The organism is Streptomyces desertarenae, assembly GCF_042681365.1.
Classification (GTDB): domain Bacteria; phylum Actinomycetota; class Actinomycetes; order Streptomycetales; family Streptomycetaceae; genus Streptomyces; species Streptomyces desertarenae.
Window position 1 is genome coordinate 77,007 of sequence record NZ_JBHUFU010000015.1, and the last position, 15,362, is coordinate 92,368.

At 73.6% G+C, this 15,362-nt stretch carries 30 protein-coding genes and 1 tRNA gene; 2 read left to right on the forward strand and 29 right to left on the reverse strand.

What is annotated here, in order from left to right; all coding sequences use genetic code 11:
• Window positions 1-102: 102 nt before the first annotated feature.
• The 10 genes from ACFSJS_RS22600 to ACFSJS_RS22645 all read right to left on the reverse strand — a co-directional run bounded on the left by ACFSJS_RS22600 (window position 103) and on the right by ACFSJS_RS22645 (window position 4,350).
• Window positions 103-351 carry a hypothetical protein gene (locus ACFSJS_RS22600; RefSeq protein WP_380903301.1) on the reverse strand — a complete coding sequence of 83 codons (249 nt, stop codon included), beginning with the start codon at window positions 349-351 and terminating at the stop codon, window positions 103-105.
• A gap of 89 nt (window positions 352-440) precedes the next feature.
• A complete protein-coding gene (locus tag ACFSJS_RS22605) occupies window positions 441-563 on the reverse strand; it encodes a hypothetical protein (RefSeq protein WP_380903303.1) in 123 nt (40 codons plus the stop codon).
• A 153-nt stretch (window positions 564-716) separates the two neighbouring features.
• Window positions 717-1,310 carry a hypothetical protein gene (locus ACFSJS_RS22610; protein ID WP_380903304.1) on the reverse strand — a complete coding sequence of 198 codons (594 nt, stop codon included), beginning with the start codon at window positions 1,308-1,310 and terminating at the stop codon, window positions 717-719.
• A complete protein-coding gene (locus ACFSJS_RS22615; RefSeq protein WP_380903306.1) occupies window positions 1,307-1,816 on the reverse strand; it encodes a hypothetical protein in 510 nt (169 codons plus the stop codon). Before ACFSJS_RS22615 ends, ACFSJS_RS22610 begins: the two co-directional genes overlap by 4 nt.
• Window positions 1,813-2,358: a hypothetical protein gene (locus tag ACFSJS_RS22620; RefSeq protein ID WP_380903308.1), complete on the reverse strand. Its 546-nt coding sequence runs from the start codon at window positions 2,356-2,358 to the stop codon at window positions 1,813-1,815. Before ACFSJS_RS22620 ends, ACFSJS_RS22615 begins: the two co-directional genes overlap by 4 nt.
• Window positions 2,359-2,366: 8 nt before the next feature.
• Window positions 2,367-2,513 carry a hypothetical protein gene (locus tag ACFSJS_RS22625; protein ID WP_380903310.1) on the reverse strand — a complete coding sequence of 49 codons (147 nt, stop codon included), beginning with the start codon at window positions 2,511-2,513 and terminating at the stop codon, window positions 2,367-2,369.
• Window positions 2,513-3,415: a hypothetical protein gene (locus ACFSJS_RS22630; RefSeq protein ID WP_380903312.1), complete on the reverse strand. Its 903-nt coding sequence runs from the start codon at window positions 3,413-3,415 to the stop codon at window positions 2,513-2,515. The genes ACFSJS_RS22625 and ACFSJS_RS22630 overlap by 1 nt, the downstream gene beginning before the upstream one ends.
• 63 nt (window positions 3,416-3,478) lie before the next feature.
• Window positions 3,479-3,730, reverse strand: a complete 252-nt coding sequence (locus ACFSJS_RS22635) for a hypothetical protein (RefSeq protein WP_380903314.1) — start codon at window positions 3,728-3,730, stop codon at window positions 3,479-3,481.
• A gap of 109 nt (window positions 3,731-3,839) precedes the next feature.
• Window positions 3,840-4,175, reverse strand: coding sequence for a hypothetical protein (locus tag ACFSJS_RS22640; protein WP_380903316.1), 336 nt, complete (start codon window positions 4,173-4,175; stop codon window positions 3,840-3,842).
• Between the two features lie 34 nt (window positions 4,176-4,209).
• A complete protein-coding gene (locus ACFSJS_RS22645; RefSeq protein WP_380903318.1) occupies window positions 4,210-4,350 on the reverse strand; it encodes a hypothetical protein in 141 nt (46 codons plus the stop codon).
• 216 nt (window positions 4,351-4,566) lie between these two features.
• Between ACFSJS_RS22645 and ACFSJS_RS22650 the strand changes: the two genes are divergently transcribed.
• The gene (locus ACFSJS_RS22650) at window positions 4,567-4,857 is read left to right on the forward strand and encodes a hypothetical protein (RefSeq protein ID WP_380903320.1); all 291 of its coding nucleotides are present in this window, start codon (window positions 4,567-4,569) and stop codon (window positions 4,855-4,857) included.
• A gap of 120 nt (window positions 4,858-4,977) precedes the next feature.
• Window positions 4,978-5,349: a helix-turn-helix transcriptional regulator gene (locus ACFSJS_RS22655; protein WP_380903322.1), complete on the forward strand. Its 372-nt coding sequence runs from the start codon at window positions 4,978-4,980 to the stop codon at window positions 5,347-5,349.
• A gap of 50 nt (window positions 5,350-5,399) precedes the next feature.
• Here the strand turns inward: ACFSJS_RS22655 and ACFSJS_RS22660 are convergent.
• The 19 genes from ACFSJS_RS22660 to ACFSJS_RS22750 form a co-directional block, all read right to left on the reverse strand.
• Window positions 5,400-5,482: transfer RNA gene (locus ACFSJS_RS22660), tRNA-Leu, on the reverse strand.
• Between the two features lie 9 nt (window positions 5,483-5,491).
• Window positions 5,492-6,001, reverse strand: coding sequence for a hypothetical protein (locus ACFSJS_RS22665; RefSeq protein WP_380903324.1), 510 nt, complete (start codon window positions 5,999-6,001; stop codon window positions 5,492-5,494).
• A complete protein-coding gene (locus ACFSJS_RS22670; RefSeq protein WP_380903326.1) occupies window positions 5,998-6,768 on the reverse strand; it encodes a hypothetical protein in 771 nt (256 codons plus the stop codon). Before ACFSJS_RS22670 ends, ACFSJS_RS22665 begins: the two co-directional genes overlap by 4 nt.
• A gap of 58 nt (window positions 6,769-6,826) precedes the next feature.
• A complete protein-coding gene (locus tag ACFSJS_RS22675) occupies window positions 6,827-7,078 on the reverse strand; it encodes a hypothetical protein (protein ID WP_380903328.1) in 252 nt (83 codons plus the stop codon).
• Window positions 7,075-7,287: a hypothetical protein gene (locus ACFSJS_RS22680; RefSeq protein WP_380903330.1), complete on the reverse strand. Its 213-nt coding sequence runs from the start codon at window positions 7,285-7,287 to the stop codon at window positions 7,075-7,077. The genes ACFSJS_RS22675 and ACFSJS_RS22680 overlap by 4 nt, the downstream gene beginning before the upstream one ends.
• Before the next feature lie 70 nt (window positions 7,288-7,357).
• On the reverse strand, window positions 7,358-7,525 hold the full coding sequence (locus ACFSJS_RS22685) for a hypothetical protein (protein ID WP_380903332.1): 168 nt from the start codon (window positions 7,523-7,525) through the stop codon (window positions 7,358-7,360).
• A complete protein-coding gene (locus ACFSJS_RS22690) occupies window positions 7,525-8,109 on the reverse strand; it encodes a WhiB family transcriptional regulator (RefSeq protein ID WP_380903334.1) in 585 nt (194 codons plus the stop codon). Before ACFSJS_RS22690 ends, ACFSJS_RS22685 begins: the two co-directional genes overlap by 1 nt.
• 46 nt (window positions 8,110-8,155) lie before the next feature.
• Window positions 8,156-9,856: an AAA family ATPase gene (locus ACFSJS_RS22695; RefSeq protein WP_380903336.1), complete on the reverse strand. Its 1,701-nt coding sequence runs from the start codon at window positions 9,854-9,856 to the stop codon at window positions 8,156-8,158.
• Between the two features lie 24 nt (window positions 9,857-9,880).
• The gene (locus ACFSJS_RS22700) at window positions 9,881-10,168 is read right to left on the reverse strand and encodes a hypothetical protein (RefSeq protein WP_380903338.1); all 288 of its coding nucleotides are present in this window, start codon (window positions 10,166-10,168) and stop codon (window positions 9,881-9,883) included.
• Between the two features lie 74 nt (window positions 10,169-10,242).
• Window positions 10,243-10,488 (reverse strand): hypothetical protein, encoded by a 246-nt coding sequence (locus ACFSJS_RS22705; RefSeq protein WP_380903340.1) that lies wholly within the window; start codon window positions 10,486-10,488, stop codon window positions 10,243-10,245.
• On the reverse strand, window positions 10,485-11,666 hold the full coding sequence (locus ACFSJS_RS22710) for a DNA cytosine methyltransferase (RefSeq protein WP_380903342.1): 1,182 nt from the start codon (window positions 11,664-11,666) through the stop codon (window positions 10,485-10,487). The genes ACFSJS_RS22705 and ACFSJS_RS22710 overlap by 4 nt, the downstream gene beginning before the upstream one ends.
• Complete coding sequence (locus ACFSJS_RS22715; RefSeq protein WP_380903344.1) at window positions 11,663-12,244, reverse strand: hypothetical protein; 582 nt, start codon at window positions 12,242-12,244, stop codon at window positions 11,663-11,665. Before ACFSJS_RS22715 ends, ACFSJS_RS22710 begins: the two co-directional genes overlap by 4 nt.
• Window positions 12,241-12,459, reverse strand: coding sequence for a hypothetical protein (locus ACFSJS_RS22720; RefSeq protein WP_380903346.1), 219 nt, complete (start codon window positions 12,457-12,459; stop codon window positions 12,241-12,243). The genes ACFSJS_RS22715 and ACFSJS_RS22720 overlap by 4 nt, the downstream gene beginning before the upstream one ends.
• The gene (locus tag ACFSJS_RS22725) at window positions 12,456-13,331 is read right to left on the reverse strand and encodes a recombinase RecT (RefSeq protein WP_380903348.1); all 876 of its coding nucleotides are present in this window, start codon (window positions 13,329-13,331) and stop codon (window positions 12,456-12,458) included. The genes ACFSJS_RS22720 and ACFSJS_RS22725 overlap by 4 nt, the downstream gene beginning before the upstream one ends.
• Window positions 13,328-14,248: a YqaJ viral recombinase family nuclease gene (locus ACFSJS_RS22730; protein ID WP_380903350.1), complete on the reverse strand. Its 921-nt coding sequence runs from the start codon at window positions 14,246-14,248 to the stop codon at window positions 13,328-13,330. The genes ACFSJS_RS22725 and ACFSJS_RS22730 overlap by 4 nt, the downstream gene beginning before the upstream one ends.
• On the reverse strand, window positions 14,245-14,373 hold the full coding sequence (locus ACFSJS_RS22735) for a hypothetical protein (protein WP_380903352.1): 129 nt from the start codon (window positions 14,371-14,373) through the stop codon (window positions 14,245-14,247). The genes ACFSJS_RS22730 and ACFSJS_RS22735 overlap by 4 nt, the downstream gene beginning before the upstream one ends.
• A complete protein-coding gene (locus ACFSJS_RS22740; protein ID WP_380903354.1) occupies window positions 14,367-14,612 on the reverse strand; it encodes a hypothetical protein in 246 nt (81 codons plus the stop codon). Before ACFSJS_RS22740 ends, ACFSJS_RS22735 begins: the two co-directional genes overlap by 7 nt.
• Window positions 14,609-14,962 carry a hypothetical protein gene (locus tag ACFSJS_RS22745; protein WP_380903356.1) on the reverse strand — a complete coding sequence of 118 codons (354 nt, stop codon included), beginning with the start codon at window positions 14,960-14,962 and terminating at the stop codon, window positions 14,609-14,611. The genes ACFSJS_RS22740 and ACFSJS_RS22745 overlap by 4 nt, the downstream gene beginning before the upstream one ends.
• Complete coding sequence (locus ACFSJS_RS22750; protein WP_380903358.1) at window positions 14,959-15,285, reverse strand: hypothetical protein; 327 nt, start codon at window positions 15,283-15,285, stop codon at window positions 14,959-14,961. Before ACFSJS_RS22750 ends, ACFSJS_RS22745 begins: the two co-directional genes overlap by 4 nt.
• Between the last annotated feature and the right edge of the window lie 77 nt (window positions 15,286-15,362).

Here is a 15,362-nt window from a genome sequence, read left to right on the forward strand (position 1 = left end):
GGTGGGGTGGGGTGGTGATAGTCGCGGGTACGGCGAAGGCCCCGCCGCGGGAATGCGGCGGGGCCTCTTGCTGGGCGGTCAGTTGCCCAGTGTGGCACGCGGTCAGGGCTGGTGGGGAGGCTGCTGCGGCGGGTACTGCTGGCCGGGCGGAGGGTACGCGCCGGGCGGCGGCACCTGCTGGGGGTAGACGGTGGTCTTCGTCTTCCGCCCCATGATCGCCGCGATCGGCCAGCCGGTGATGGCCCACAGCCCGCACGTGATGATGGTCAGGAAGATGTGCAGGCCGTGGTTCGCGCCGCGCTTGTGGACGACGGTCTGCGGCTGCGGGGGCTGGTACGGAGGCTGGGTCACGGTGGGTCTCCCGGATGGCGGGGTCGGTCAGTAGCGCGCGTGGGGGGCGCTCGTGAGACTGCCACGAACACCCCCTGGTTGTACGCGATTCAACGCTTCTTCGGTTGCGGCCGGTTGTCCTTCGGCGGGTACCAGCCGCCGCGGCGCGGGTCGTAGACGGTGGCCGGGTCCTTGCGGCTCTCGTCTCGGATGGGCAGGGGGCGCAGTGCCATGATGTGTGGTCCTGTCTCGTGGTCGGGACGGGGACCGGGGCGGCCGATGTCTTGGCGGATGGCGGCCGCCCCGGGGTAGACGACCCCCGGTAGACGGGGGTAGATCGCAGGTAGATGCAGGTAGAAGCCGCAGGTAGACCGGGGGTAGACGGGTTACGCGGCCCGCTCGGGCACCTCGGCTGGGGCAGGGGTCGGGAGGTCGTCCCGGTGCACCCCCCACGACACCCGGCCGGCCACCTTCACCGACCGCCGAGAGGGCACCCCGAGAGCGTCCAGGCGGGCGCGCACATCGGCCACCGTCCAGCCCTCCCCCTGGCCGTGCTGCTGGAGGTGGGCGAGGACGGCCGAGAGGTGCACGCCGGGGCGGTCGGCGATCAGCTCCTGGAGGAGGGTGAGGACGGCGTCCCGGCCGGGCTCCGCGGGGGCCTCCTCGGGGGCCTCCCCGGCCGTCTCGGCGGGGGCGCGGCCGGCCTTCCACGCGGCCCGCAGCCACGCTCCGGTGACCAGCCACATCAGCCACGGCACGGCCCGCACGATCCCGTACAGGGCGGCAGCGGCGGCACCGAGCATGGCGAGGCGGACGAGGGGGCCGAGCGCGGCCCGCCACCCGTCCAGGTCGTCGCGGCGGCCGGCGCGCACCCATGCGGTGAGGGCGTCGGCGCGGCGCTGGTAGACGAGGGCGGAGCCGCGGGTGATGCGGTCGGCGGCCTGGCACCGGTCGGCCCAGGCGGCGGCGAGGCGCTTCACAGGAGCCCACCGCCACTGCTCAGCATGGCCACGGCCTGGGTGCCGGCCCAGTTGACCGTCTGCGGCCACCACTGGAGGGTGGCGGCGACGCCGGGCAGGAACGCCAGGATCGCGAAGCTGAGCGCCCCGCCGACGATGCGGCGCTTGTCCTGCTTCCCGGACGCCTTGAACAGCAGCACCACGGCCACCAGCAGCAGCACCGTGACGACGGCGCCCTCCGGGGTGAGCACACCCATCTGGGCGACCGGCAGGGAGGACGAGCCGCTGACGCCGGTGGTGGTGGACACGCCCTTCTCCCCGAGCGACGCGGACGTCCCGGCGGCGCGGGCCGCTCCCCAGCCCAGGACACCGCCGACGCAGATGGTGGCGAGGGAGCCGATGCCGGCCCCGGCACCGAACGGCAACAGCGCTTTCGGGTCGCGGCCGCCTTTCCACCAGGGGCGGAGGTTGGCCCACAGGATGGCGAGGGCGACGGCGACGGAGCCGAGGTTGATGGCGACGTTCACGGGCGTACTCCGGTGAGGATCTGGACGGGGTCGTAGAGGTCGATCGCGCCGAGGACGCCGATGCCGGTGACGACGGTGGCGAACAGGTGGAGGGTGCGGGGGGCGCGGATGAGCCGGTACGTGGCCAGGCCGAACGCGCCGATGGCGAGGGTGTAGCCGAGCCCGACGTGCATGCCGCGGGCCTCGGACATGGTGTAGGCCCACGTCGTGGCCACGCTGTAGCCGGTCCACGGGATCGGGACGAGCGCGCCGGCGACCGCGGCGACGGCCTGCCACGGGCGGACGTAGCGGGTGGCCCAGGCCCACAGGCGGGCCCAGCGGGAGGGCTCGGGCTCCGGCTCGGCCCACACCAGCTCCACGGTGTGGCGGACCACGACCTCACCGGGCGGTGGTGCGGCCGGCGGGGGCGGAGGTGGTGCCGGGGGCTCGCGCCACGGCGGCAGGTCAGTGGCGCCGGGCGGGGGCGGCGGCATCGGCGGGGCGGTCGGGATCGGCTGTCCGGCCGGGATGATCCGGGACGGGGTAATCGGGCGGTTGGTCACGGTGGTCCTCACTGGACGAGGGAGATGGCGAGGAGGAGCCCGGCGATCAGGCCGAGGAGGAACCCGATGGGGGCGCGGTCGGCTCGGTAGTGGGCGAGGGCGGCGTAGGAGCCGACGGCGGCGGCGAGGGACACGGCAGCGAACGCGGGATGCATCAGGCGCTCCGGCGGGCTTCACGGAGGTACCGCTTCGCGGTGGCGGGGCTCACCTGGAGGTGCTCGGCGACCTGGCCCGAGGTAAGCCCAGGGTCCTGAGCCAAGAGCGCAGCGACCCGAGCCACGGCCTGAGCCTTCTGAGCCGACTGGGGCGACGGTGCGGCGGTGAACCCGAACCCGTGCCCTTTGGCCGGCACGGTGGACGGTGCGGGTCGAACCGGGGGCTCAGGCGCTGCGACCTGCTCGGATACGAGCGCGGTGGGGGTCGGTGAGCCGGTGGACTCAGGGGCCTGGGCCGGGGGCTCGATGGTGGGCTGAGCCGGGTGAGCCGGGGGCTCAATGGCGGTCAGTGCGGGGGGTCGGCGCCGCTGGAGTTCGCGGGTGCGCTCCTGCCGGGTGAGTTCGATGTCGAAGTCCGTGGAGACCTCGGTCAGCAACAGCTCGGCGTTCATCTCGCGGCGGCGCATCTCGATGCGGTGCCGCGCTTCCTCGAACCGCATGCCGCGCTCCAGGCTCGCGAGGGCGTGGCGCTCGTCGTCGGTGAGGGCGGCGGGGTCGCGCATGTCGGCGAGGGCGAGGGCCCACACGACTTTCGCGCCCAGCGGGAGGAGCGGCCCGGCGGCGGCCATCGCGGCGGAGTCGCGGTCGATGCCGTGCCAGGCGAGGAACGCGGCGACCGCGAGGAGCGCGGCCCAGCCGATGGTGGGCACGACCCAGCCGCGGCCGGCGACGCGGAGGCCGCGGGCTTCGGCGACGATGACGGACGCCCAGATGATGTCGGCGCCGGCGGCGACGGTGATGCCGATGAGGCCGGTGCCGAGGAGGTCGGTGAGGCTCCAGGTGGTCCAGGCGAGGGACGCGGCGGAGAGGGCGGCGGCGGGGTAGATCAGTGGGCTTTTCACGGTGTGCTCCTGAGGGGCGGCGGCCGGGCCCGCGTGGGTGCGGGCCCGGCTGGCCAGGGGTGGTCAGGCGGTGGGACGGGGGACGGCGCGGCAGCGCTCGGCGTGCGCTTGAGCGCTGTGGTCCGCGCGGTCCCGCTCGCTGGTCTCGTCGGTCATCGAGCATCCGGAGCAGGTGACCCCGTAGCGCCAGTACGTCTCCTCGCCCTTGTCGCTGACGTCGACGGCGATGTCGTCGCGGCCGAGCGCGGCCCCGGCGACGGTGAGGTAGCGGGCGATGACGCCCTCCGGCCATGCGGTGGTGAGAGCGGTGGTCATGGGTGGTCGGTGTCCTCTCGGGTGGGGTGGCCGGGCCCGGTCAGTCCTCGGGCCCGGCCGGTGGGGGCGGGTCAGGCGGTATACAGCTCGGCGGCGAGGACGAGTCCGATCACTGGACGCTCTCGGGCTGGGCGCCGTGCCAGCGGCGGAGCCACACGTCACCGGCCCCGAGGAGGTCACCGGCGTCCAGGGCCGCGGTGTCGATGTCCCGCATGATCTCGGCGGGGCTGATCGGGCGGACGTACTCCGGGCGGGCGGTGTGGGCGTCCCCGGTGCGGATCTCCAGCAGCTCCACGCGGCCGCGGAGGTCGTGGCCGGTGACGCGGCAGACGATGGTGTGGTCGGCCTGTCCGGTCAGGTACCGCTCGGGGATCCGGACGAGGGCGTAGCTGCCGATCGGGGTCTGGGCGACGAGTCGGTCGTGGGTGAGGCCCGTGGTGTGCATGGGGGTGCTCCTGTCGTGGCGTGTGGGGTGGGTGTCAGCGGGTGGGGCGGCGGCCGGGGGTGCCGGCCTGTTCGGCGGCGTGGCGGCGGGCGTCGGCGAGCTGGCCGCGGGCGGCGGCCTCCCGCTCGGCGCGCTCCTCGGGGGTGCCGTAGTCGCGGAGGTCCTGTTCAGCCACGGCGGTCACCCCTGACGCGGCGGAGGGCCTCGTCGGCTTCGCCGGCCTGGGAGGGGTGCGGGGTGCTGGGCGGGGGCGGGGGCGCGTCGGTACGCTGCATGGCAGGTCATCTCCTGGTGTCGTCAGGTGGATGGCCGGCCCCGGTGGAGTTGCCGCTCCACCGGGGCCGTTCTGTTGGTGCACGATGACCGTAGCGGACTTCCTTGCCATATGGCAATGAGGTCAGACAGGATGGTGTCCATGGCCGAGGCCGAAGGAGGGCCGGACATGGTGAGCTTCCGCGAACTGGCGCGAAGACTGGTGGCCGATGGCGTCGTGGAGCGGATCACGCATCAGCGCGTGTCGCAGCTCTCGCGGGACGATCCGGAGTTCCCGCCGACGATCAAGGTGGGCCGGTCGAAGGCCGTGGACTACAGGCTGGCCGCGCCGTACTTCCGGACGAGGAAGTCGCGGCAGGGGCAGCGGACTGATCTGCTGCGGGAGCGGCCGCCGGCCGAGGGCGAGTAACCGGGACGCGCGAGGGCCCCCGCCCGGTTGGGTGGGGGCCTCCGCCGTGTCTGCTGCTCCGGCCGAGTGATCTTCCTAACCACGCCAAGCCATCCCGATGGCTGGCGGCGTTGGCTGTACATGACGACCAACCAAATCCCCCTCCCCGAGGGCGACGACGAGATCCTGACCCAAGCGCAGGCGCACCGGCTCATGCGCGTGACCCGTTCCACCTTCCGCGGCTTCCTGGAACGCGGGGAAATTCCGGTTGCGGACGAACTCGGGGTCAAGGGCGCAGCACGTGTCCGCCGGTCGGACGTGTTGCGGTTGATGGAGAAACGCGGAATCAAGCTGACGGAGGCCGTTGCGCCAGTTCCAGCGCAGGCTCCTGGTGATGAGCAGTGCCAGGGCTGTCTGGCGGTGCGGGAGCAGATGCGGCGGATGCGGGAGGACATGGACCGTATGGAGCGGGTGATGAACGCGGCGTTGCGTGCAGCGGTTCGGACGTCGTAACCCTGGAACGCGACGGAGGCCCCCACCCGTGTCGAGTGGGGGCCTTGTCGTGCCCGGGGCGGGAGTCGAACCCGCACGCCCCACGGGGCCTCCGCTTTTAAGGCGGCAGCGTCTACCGTTCCGCCACCCGGGCGGGACGCAACTACAGGGTCGGGGCCGGATGGGCGGCGATGACGGCGCGGATCGCCCGCACCGACGGGGCGCCGTGAGCGGCCGGGCGGTCCGGGGTGCGGGCCAGACCGGAGCCGAACCGGCGGAGACGGCCCGGCGGGCAGTCGCGGGAGTGCCAGGTCAGCTCATACAGGTAGACCCCCGCGGGGTGGTCGGCGGCCTCCTCGGCCGTCAGCCGCCGACCGACCTGCACGCGCACATACGGCTCGCCGTCCCATCCGGGCGGGGTCCACTGCACGAGCGTCTGCCAGCCGTGCGCGGCGGCGTGCGCCACCAGATCAGCCGCGGCTCTGGGCAGGGTGTACCCGTCCGGGGGGACGGCGAGGATTTCCCGTAGCCGGGCGGCGGTGGCGGTGTACTGCTGGCGGATCTCGGGGGCGATCTCGCCTCCGCGGCGGGCGATCGACTCGACGGCGGCTTGGGCGTCGCACAGCCGCTCGTACTCCTGCCGCAGGGTCTCAGCCTGCGCCGGGGCACTCACGCCGCCACCCCCTCGGCGCGATGCGGGTTGTCGGGGGCCGGCTTGGACCGGCCGCGCAGCAGGGCGTTGAGGGTCTTGACGTGGACGCCCGCCTCGGCGGCGAGAGCGGCCCGCGGCTCCCCGGCCAGGCAGCGCTGCCGGTACGCCTCCACCTGGGAGACGGTCAGTCGACGGCTGCCCCGGGGCCCGTCTCCGGAGCGGGCCGCGCGCTGGTCGGCGCGCCACAGCCGGGACGGGGTCTCGCCCTGGTGCCACAGGGCGAGGAAGGTGCGGCGCGCGGCGAACAGGTGCGACCTGTAGGTGCCGGCCGCCAGGCCGAGCGCGGCGGCGGCCTGGGTGTGGTCGCCGGTGGCCGCGAGCGCTGCCAGAACCTGCCGGTGCCGGGGGGAGAGCCTGGGCCAGATCTGGTGGAGCGCGTGCCGGTCGATGACGGTGGCTTCGGGGCCGGGTGTGGCGCGGCCTGCCCATTCCCAGTAGGCGGCGTATCGCTGGCCGGTGCGGCCGTCGTGGATGGCGCCGCGGTGGCGCATGGTGTTCCGGGTGTCGTGTTCCAGGGCGGTCAGGCCGGCGTTTCTGAGGTCGGTGCGGGTGGGCTTCTCGTGGGCGGTGTAGAGGTGTTCGACGATGCCGTGCCAGGCGGCGGTGTACAGGTCGTCGCGGTCGCTGGCGGCCCACCAGACGAGGTTGCTGGTGGCCACGGTGCGGGCGAGGTGGTCGAGGTCGGTGAGGGTGTAGCCGTGGCGGAGGGGTACGGCGGTGGTGTTCACGGTGTGCTCCTGGTGGTGCTCGGGGCTCGGCCGGTGGGGCGGCCGGGCGAGGGCGGGGCTACTGCTGCTGGGGCGCGGGCGGGTGCGGGACGTGGCCGAGCTTCTCGGCGCACTGGCAGCCGTCCACCGGGTCCCAGGAGGGGCAGACGCTGTCGAAGTCGGCGCGGTGGCCGCAGGGGTCGTTCCACCAGCCCGCGGCGCAGCCGCACTTCGTGTCGTCGTGCCAGCGGGGTACGGGCTGACCGCAGGCGGAGCAGACGAGGTACGGGTTCGCGAAGGTGATGTAGGTGTGGACTCGGGTGTGGGTCACGGCTGGCTCCTGTCGGTGTCGAGGGCGTTGCGGAGGTCGGCGGCGAGGGCGCGGACGCGGGCGAGGGCGGCCTCGGCACGCTCGGCGCGCTGGCACTGCGCCATCAACTTGCGGTGGCATCCGCTGTGCGCGAGGGCGTCGGCGGCGGTGGACTGCATGGCGCGCTCCATCGCCTCGGCGCGGCGGTGGGCGCGGTCAGCGCCATCCACGCGGGGGTGAGGATCAGCACCGCCACGAGGACGCTGCTGGCGATCGGGCCGGCCGCGGCCAGCAGCCCGGTCACAGCAGCTCCCCGATGGTGGGGACGTCCTCGATGGGGCGGCCTCGGTAGTGGGGCCGGTCGTCGGGCTCCGGCCCGTCAGGGTCGTCGTCGCAGGGGCAGAGCTGGGCTTGTCCGTCCCACAGGCAGGGCGCGGACGGGTCGGCGAGGCAGGCGGGCAGCGGCATCAGGCGGCCTGTGCGGTCGTGTGAGCGCCTACAGAGGGCGTGCCGGACCCCCGCGTCCGGCCGTCCCCCGTGCGGGCGTCACGCGGCGGTATACCGCGCGCCCTGCGCCTGGCTTCCTCGGCCGCGAGTTCGGCCCTCCGACACGGCGCGCACACCGGCTCGCCGAGCTTGCGATGGAGTTGAGCAGAGGCGGCGGTGCCACCGCGGGCGTGCGCAGCGGCCAGCGACTGGCGGCGGCGGGTCTCCACCCTGCGGTCGTGCGCGGTCTCGCACACGGTGCAGCGCTCTCCGTAGCGGCGGTGGATTTTCAGCGCGGTCTCGGTGCCGCAGACGACGCCGCGGAGGATGCGGCGGCGGTCGGCGCGGTCGAGGCCGCCCCACACGCCCCAAAGCTGGTCGGTGTCGAGGCCGTAGGCGCGGCAGGGGTCGAGGAGCGGACAGCCGGCGCACAGCCGCTTGGCGCGGGTGCGGTCGGTGGGGTGGTCGGAGAACCACAGGTCGGGGTCGACGCCGGGGGTGGTGCAGGCGGCGTGGTTGGCGGTTGGGGGGTCGTTGGGTCGGGGGGTGTTGGAGGGGTTGGGCATGGGGTTGCTCCTGTGCGCGGGGTGTGCTGGAACCGGGTGGTGGGGGTCAGCCGCAGGCGGTGTGGGTGGTGTTGCCGTTGGCTGCCCAGTGGGGGTCGAGGGGGCGTCCGCAGACGGTGCAGTGGGGGCCGCTGGGGTCGGGCTGCCCGTCCCCCTGTCCCCCCCTGGGGGTGGGGACAGGGGGGACAGGTCCGGGAGCGGCCTGTCCCGTGCTGTCCCCGACCTGTCCGGTACAGGTCTGACCTGCGGTTTCGCCTGTCCCTGGCTCGGGGAGTGGGACAGGTTGGTGATTTTGGGCCGGGGACAGGTTTGGGGACAGGTGGTCTGTGCCGTTCTGTCCGGTTCGGCTCTTGCGGATACGGGCCGCTTCGGCGAGCACTTCGGTACGGACGGAGATGCCCAGCCGCTGGCACTCGGAGCGGAGCTTGTCGCGCCCGTAGTGGAGGGGGACGCCGGCCTTGTCGAGCCGCTCGGCGAGTTCGTCGGCGGGGCTGCGCGCGTCGAGGCTCTGGAGGACGACGGAGGTGACCGGAGACCCGTCGGGCTTGGCTTCGCCGTGCAGGCGGACGACGTGGAGACCGAACTGCATCTCGCCCTGCTGTTCGTCGTCCTTTTGTTTGCCGACCTTGACGGTGACGATGGTGTTGGCGGCGCGGTCGCCCTTCTTGGACACGTGGAGCTCGGACTGGAGGGCGCCCTTGGCGGAGGAGGCGCCGCGGCCGTGCTCGCCGACATGTCCGGTGTGGTGGATGACGAGGACGCAGGCGCCGGTGGCGCGGCGGACGTCTTCGATGCGTTCGATGACGACGCCGACTTCGGTGTTGGAGTTCTCCTCCACGCCGACGGAGACGCGGGCCTGGGTGTCGATGACGACGAGGGCCGGTTCCAGGCGGCGCATGGCCTCGATGAAGGTGTCCCACTCGGGTCCCATGGCCTGGACGGGGCGGGGGAGGAAGAGGACGTTGTCCATCTTCAGCCCGTAGTGCTGTTCCCAGGCGCGCACTCGTTTGCGGATGCCGCGGGCGCCTTCGGCGACGAGGTACACGACGGTGCCTTGGCGGACGTAGTGGCCGTGCCAGTTCATGCCGGTGCCGACGTGTCCGGCGAGGTCGATGGTGACGAACGACTTCATGTGCCCGGACGGGCCGATGATCCTCGCGAGGGAGTCGAGATGGAGGAGGTCGCCGACGAGGGGTTCCAGCGCGGGCATGTTGTCGAGGGCGCTGGTGTCGAGCATCTCGGCGAGGAGGGCGTCGATGGGGTCGCCGGAGCGGCCGGCGGCGCGTTCCTTGCGGCGGGCGAGGTAGTCCTCGATGAAGCTCACGGCAGCGCCGGGTTGGGCGCCTTCGGAGGTGGCGGCTTGGGCGATGCGCTGGCCGAGGGCGAGTTCGTCGCGGAGGTCGGCGCGTTCGCGGACTTTGAGGGCGTAGTAGTCGCCGTTGGGCTGGGCGTAGTCGGTGAGTTGGTGGATGGCGACGGGCCCGCCGACGCGGCGGAGGTCGCCGGTGCCTTCGAGGTGCATGATGACGGCCGGGGGTTCGGTGGGTTCGCCTCGGCCGGCGAGGGTGGTGATGGCGTTCCAGATGGTTTCGTGGGCCGGTCGGGAGAAGTCGGCGCCGGTGATGGTGGCGGCGCAGGCGGGGATGAGCCGCGGGTAGACCATGCAGCTGGCGAGCACCGTGCGTTCGGCGTCGATGGCGGGGTCGCCGTCCCTGTCGCGGGGTGCGAGGTGGTGGACGTTCTCCACGGCCGGTGGCTCCTGTCGTGTGGTTCAGAAGAGGGTCGCTGTGTGGGGGCAGCGGTGTTCGGTGACGTGGGGGTGGGGGCACTGGGCGGGGTGCCAGGGGTGTATCCAGCGGAGGCGGGGTGGGAGGCCGGCGATGGTGACGAGGCACCAGGTGAGCCGGTTGGGCTCCCACAGGTCGGCCTGTTGCTGGGGGGTGAGGGGTTGGAGGTCGGCGGTGATGGTGAGGGCTGCGGTGTGGCCGACGGTCTGGCGGAGGGTGGGCGCGCGGCAGGTGGGGCACCGGGTGGTGCCGTCTGCTGCGGGCCGTTTCATGGGTTCCTCTCGGGTTGTGGTGGGTGGTGGTGCGCCCGGGGCGGGAGGCTCTGGGCCGGCCCCGCCCCGGGGAGTCAGGCGGCCTGTCTGGCCGCAGGGGTGCCGCAGCGGGCGGCGTGGACGGCGCGGACCTCGGCGACGAACCGGGCCACCGCTGCCGGGCCCTCCACGGGACCCTCGGTGGCGCGGCAGGTGAGGCACTCGTAGCGGGCGCGGGGCTGCCGCTTGTAGGTGATCTGGCCGGCGCGGTCTCCTGAGCGGATGGCGTGGCCTTCGCCCATGTCCACGAACAGGGCCCCGGTGATGGCAATGCGGCTCACGCGGCCCTCCCCTCGGCCGGGGCGGCGGCGGGGGCGGGCAGGCCGGTCGCGGCGGCCGCGACGTGCGCGGCCAGCAGCGGCGGCATGGCATTGCCGATCTGCTCGAACTGCTTGGTCTTCGTGCCCTGCCAGAGGTAGTCGGCGGGGAACGACTGGAGGACGGCCGCCTCGGCCTGGGTGATGCGCACGGTGTCGGGGCTGGCGAACTGCGACTCGCCCCCAGGGGAGCGGTCGCGGTGGCCGGGCGGGGCTATGCGGTCCGTGGCGCACACCGTGGTGGCCGGACGTTTGAGCACCCACTGGCCGCCGGACTTAGATGTGAAGACCGGAGCCGGAGAACCGTGCGGGTCTGTCGTTTGGCGGGAACCGTCCGGCTGTTGGTTGCGGTTGGTGTGCAGCACCCATGCGCCGCGGTGCTGCGCGTCGAGGAGAGCCTGCCGCGCCTGCGTCGGGAACGGCTCCGCCCCGCCGGTCTTGCCCCCGCCCGCGGTCACGGTCGGCGATACCCGGTCGGTGGCGCCCCAACCGAGGGCCTCGGCCATCGACACCCAGCGCGGCCGGCCCGGTCCGAACAGCGACGGCTCCTCGCCGTGCTGGGAGTGCGTCGGCTCCGGCGGCGCCACCGTCCGGACGCGGGAGGCGATGAGAATCGCCCGCCGGCGGGTCTGGGGGACGCCGTAGTCGGCGGCGTTCAGCACCCCGCACCAGGCGCTGTAGCCCCAGCCGCGGAGGATCTCGGCGATGTGCCGGAACAGCGGCAGCACGTCGGGGACCTCCTCCATCGCCACCCACTCGGGGCGCAGGTCGTACAGCCAGCGCATCGGCTCGGCGGCCAGCAGCGACCGCGCGTCGCGGCACTGCTCCAGCAGGGCTGGGCGGGTGTCGCGGCCGTGGGCGAGGTCGTGGACGGCCTGGTGCACGAGCGGCTGGTCCTTCAGGCCGAGGCCCTTGCCTGCGCGGGACCATGCCTGGCATGGCGGGGAGGCGATCAGCCCCGTGACGCGGCCGGCGAACGGAGCCGTGGGGTACTGGGCGACGTCGCAGCGGACGGTCAGGTGCCCGGCGGCTGCGCGGGTGGCGCAGGCTGCGGCGTCCCACTCCAGGCCGATGTCGGTGAGGCCGAGGGTCCGGAGGCCGGTGGACCAGCCTCCGGGGCCGGCGAACAGGTCGAGGATCATCGGATCACCGCCTCCTTCGGCGGCCACTGCACCTTCGCGAGTCGGGCCCGCTGCGCGGCCGGGAGAGTGAACAGCGGGGCGCCGTACCAGTCGTGGCCGGCGGCGCGGAGCCACCAGGCGTCGCACTGGTCGCCGCCGGGGTCGCCGGGGAACTTCACCCCGGCGGCGAGGTACGCGGCCGCGGCCATGTCGTCCTTGCTCGCCCGGCCGTTGTCGCACGCGAACGCCTTGAGCGTGGCCGGGACCACCAGCGCGTAGGGAATGCCCTCGTCGGCGAGCGCGGCCCGCACCACGCCGTGGACCATGGCCGTGACCCCGGCGCCCATGGCGTGCCGCGGGAGATCCTCGATGACGGCCAGGTGGGGGCGGTCTTCGCCGAGGTCGCGGGTGATGAGGTCGCGGATGACGCCGAGGCGGGCGTCTCCGTCAGCCTGGCGGGTGCGGATGCGGTAGGTGGTGCCGTCGGGGAGGGCGACGCCGGTGGAGGTCAGCGACAGGTCGAGGCCGATGACGCGGAGGCCGGGGGCCGTCCCCGCCGCGGGGGCGGGGACGGTCGGGGCCGGGAACAGAGCGCTCACCAGCCGCTCCTCTCGGTGGCGCGTGCGATGTGGCGGTCGATCGGCACTCCGGCCACCGCCAGCTCGGTGGCGAGGGACCGGGCGAGGTCCGCGGCGGCGCCGCCCACGGCGAGGCCGTCGGCGATGTGCTGGGCGATGACGCGCTGGGTGGTGATGAGCGCGGTCTGGGTGGCGTCGAGCTCGCGGGCGAGGGCGGCGGTACCGGCGGCGGTCACTGGGCCGCCCCCTGTCCGGGCTGCGCCACCGCCGGCCAGACGCCGGTGGGTTCGTCGTCCACGAACTCCGCGACGATCGGCCCCTCGTCCCCGTCGGGCACGTCGTCGTCCGGGAGGTCCGCGGACTGCTGCGCCCCTGCCGGGGCGTCACCTGAGCCCGTCTCGGCAGCGACCTCGGCCTGGGCCCGGAGCTGCTCCCGCATGTACTCCGCGGACGTGGGCACCCACTTGGCGAGGCGCCGCACCGCGGTCTTCAACCACATGGCCTCCTCGTTGGTGTTCCACGGGGAGTACTCGGAGTTCCGGCCGTCGGACTTGGCTTTCGCGGCCATGACCTGCGCGCGGTTGAGGATGACGACCTTGCTGGTGGCGCCGTCCTTCATCACCGCGTAGGCGTACACACCCACCAGCTCGCCGCGGTCGCCGCCGAACCAGTCGACGTCGTGCACGGGGCGCTCGTCGCGGCCGATGACGTACCGGAAGGAATCGCGGGCGCGGACGGTCTCCACCACCACCGACGACACGGCGCCGGCCCGGTAGATCAGCTCCACGATGCCCTGGTAGCCGACGATGCCCTGGATGACCTTCCGGCCGCCCTTCTTCCGGGGCGTGAGGTAGAACTGCTCCGTGCCGGGCTCCAGGCCCAGGCGGGCGGCGGTCTTCAGCTCCCGCAGGAAGGTGCCGACGTCGTTCTGCGCGGCCTGCATCAGATCGTTGTTGCCGCGGATGGCGCCGACGGCGAGACGGATCCACTGGTCGGCGTTGACGTGGGAGGGGACGAGGGCGGCGTACTCGGTGCGGTACTGCTCGACCATGGCGGCGGGGCCGGTGTCGCGGACGGCGACGGCGGCGGAGACGGACTGTTCGGTCACGGGTTGCTCCTGGTGCGTGCGGGCTGAAGGCTGTGGGTGCGCCCGTTGCGGGCGGTGCGGGTGGCGACGTGTTCGCCGAGGCAGGTGGCGCGGCGGCCGTTGCCGATCGCGGCGAGGACGAGGCCGGAGGCGGCGCGCTTCTCCTCTTCGGCGGCTTTGCAGGCGTCGAGGGCGGTGAAGTACCGGTCCCGGAGCGGGCCGGGTATCTCCACGTCCACGTCCTCCACCCCGTCGGGCAGGGCCTTGACCACCTGATAGGTGGCGGTGTGGCCGTCGATCGGCGGCGGTGTCCCTGCGGCGAGGGAGTCCATGAACGCCTGCGCGCGGTCGAGCATCAGGGCCTCGTCGGCGGGGTCGTGCTCCACGATGTACTCGCGGTACTCCGACCCGGCGATCAGCACGGCGACGTGCGCCCGGCGGGCGGCCAGGGCGGCGCAGTACCAGCGGACCTGCGCCTTGTAGTGCACGGGGATCTGGTCAGTGCCCTCGTCGCCCCAGCCGATGCCGTCGCGGGACGTCTTGGCCTCCACGACCTCCACCGAGCCGTCGGCGGTGATGGCGAGCCGGTCGGGGTTGACGATGTGCCACGGCCGGCCGACCGCCGCATACGTCGGGGAGGGGACGACGGTCAGGTCCGGGTGGAGGGCGGCGAACCGGGCGCAGATGGCGGGCTCGTGAACCTTGCCCCAGTACATCTCCTCGGACTCCTCGACCGGGCCGATGCGGCCGGCCTTGCGGTGCCAGAGGGAGAAGGGGGACTCGTGCGGGCTCAGGCCGAGGACGGCGGCGATCTCGCTGCCGCCGATGCCGTGGGCGCGGGCGGCGTGCCATTCGGGGGTGCCGGGTTCGAACCAGCCGATGAGGTCGGCCGGAACGGCCGGGGCCGAAGCCCCGGCGCGCTCGGGTGCGATCGTCACGCGGCCTCACCCCGCACGATGCGGCGCTGCTGGCGGAGGCTGTAGCCGTCCTCGGCGAGGGCCTGCGCGTAGTCGTCGGTCGGCTCGTCGTCGGTGGGCTCGTCGGCCCAGTCGTGGGTCAGCACTCGTCGTCCCCCCAGAGGTCGTCGTAGTAGTCGCGCGGGTCATCGAGGTGGCGGCACAGGCCGGAGCACCAGGGCTGGCCGGTGAGGACCGGGCGGGTGCATCCGGATGCGGCGCAGGTGTCGAGTGCGGGTGCGGTCCGGGCCGGGCCCGACGGTGGGGCGATGCGTTCGGCGAGGAGCCCGCACGCGAGGGCGGTGGGGCCGGCGGCGCTCAGGAGCACGATCAGCGCGGTCGTCACCGGGGCTCACCCGCCTCGGGGGTGCATTCGCCGTCGTGACCGGACGCGCCCGAACAGGACGTGGCGCGCCCGTTGACGGCCAGCATGTTCGGGCAGGTCGGCCCGGTGGCGGCGGTCTGCTGCTCCAGCTCGGCGACCCGCGCCCGCGCCTCGTCCCGCTCGCGCTCCAGCCGCTCCACCTCGGCCCGCAGCGCGGCCATCTCCTCGTCCGCCACGTTCAGCACCGGGTAGATGTAGGGGTGGATGTCCCTGTAGAGGCCAGCGGCGCTCGTCACCCGCAGCACCGCCTCTACATATCGCTCGCGGCGCTCGGCCTCGCGCTCCGCCGTCAGCGGCTCCCGGGCGCTCACGCGGCCACCTGCTCACCAGCAGCAGCAGCGCCCACCGGCACCACCACGACCACCTCAACCCGCACATCACGCCACGTCGTGGCCAGCCGATGCGTCCGCACCCGCCGCCCATCCAGCGCCCAGTCACGGCCCACCGGAGCGATCTCGCCACCCAGCACCCCAGCCCAAGCGCCCAGCGCCTCGAACCCTCCGCCGTGCAGGTGGCCATGCAGGGTGCCGGAGCTGTGGACGTGCCACTCCACGATCGGCAGCCCGGGGAACTCATCGGTGAGCTGTACCAGCGCCCTCGCGGCGCCGTTCTGACGGTTAGGCTGTGAATTCACGGCCTTGCCTCTCTTTCACTCGGTGTAGGGGTGAGGCCATGGGGGTCGCCCGGACTTGGCTGTTGGGGCGGCCCCTG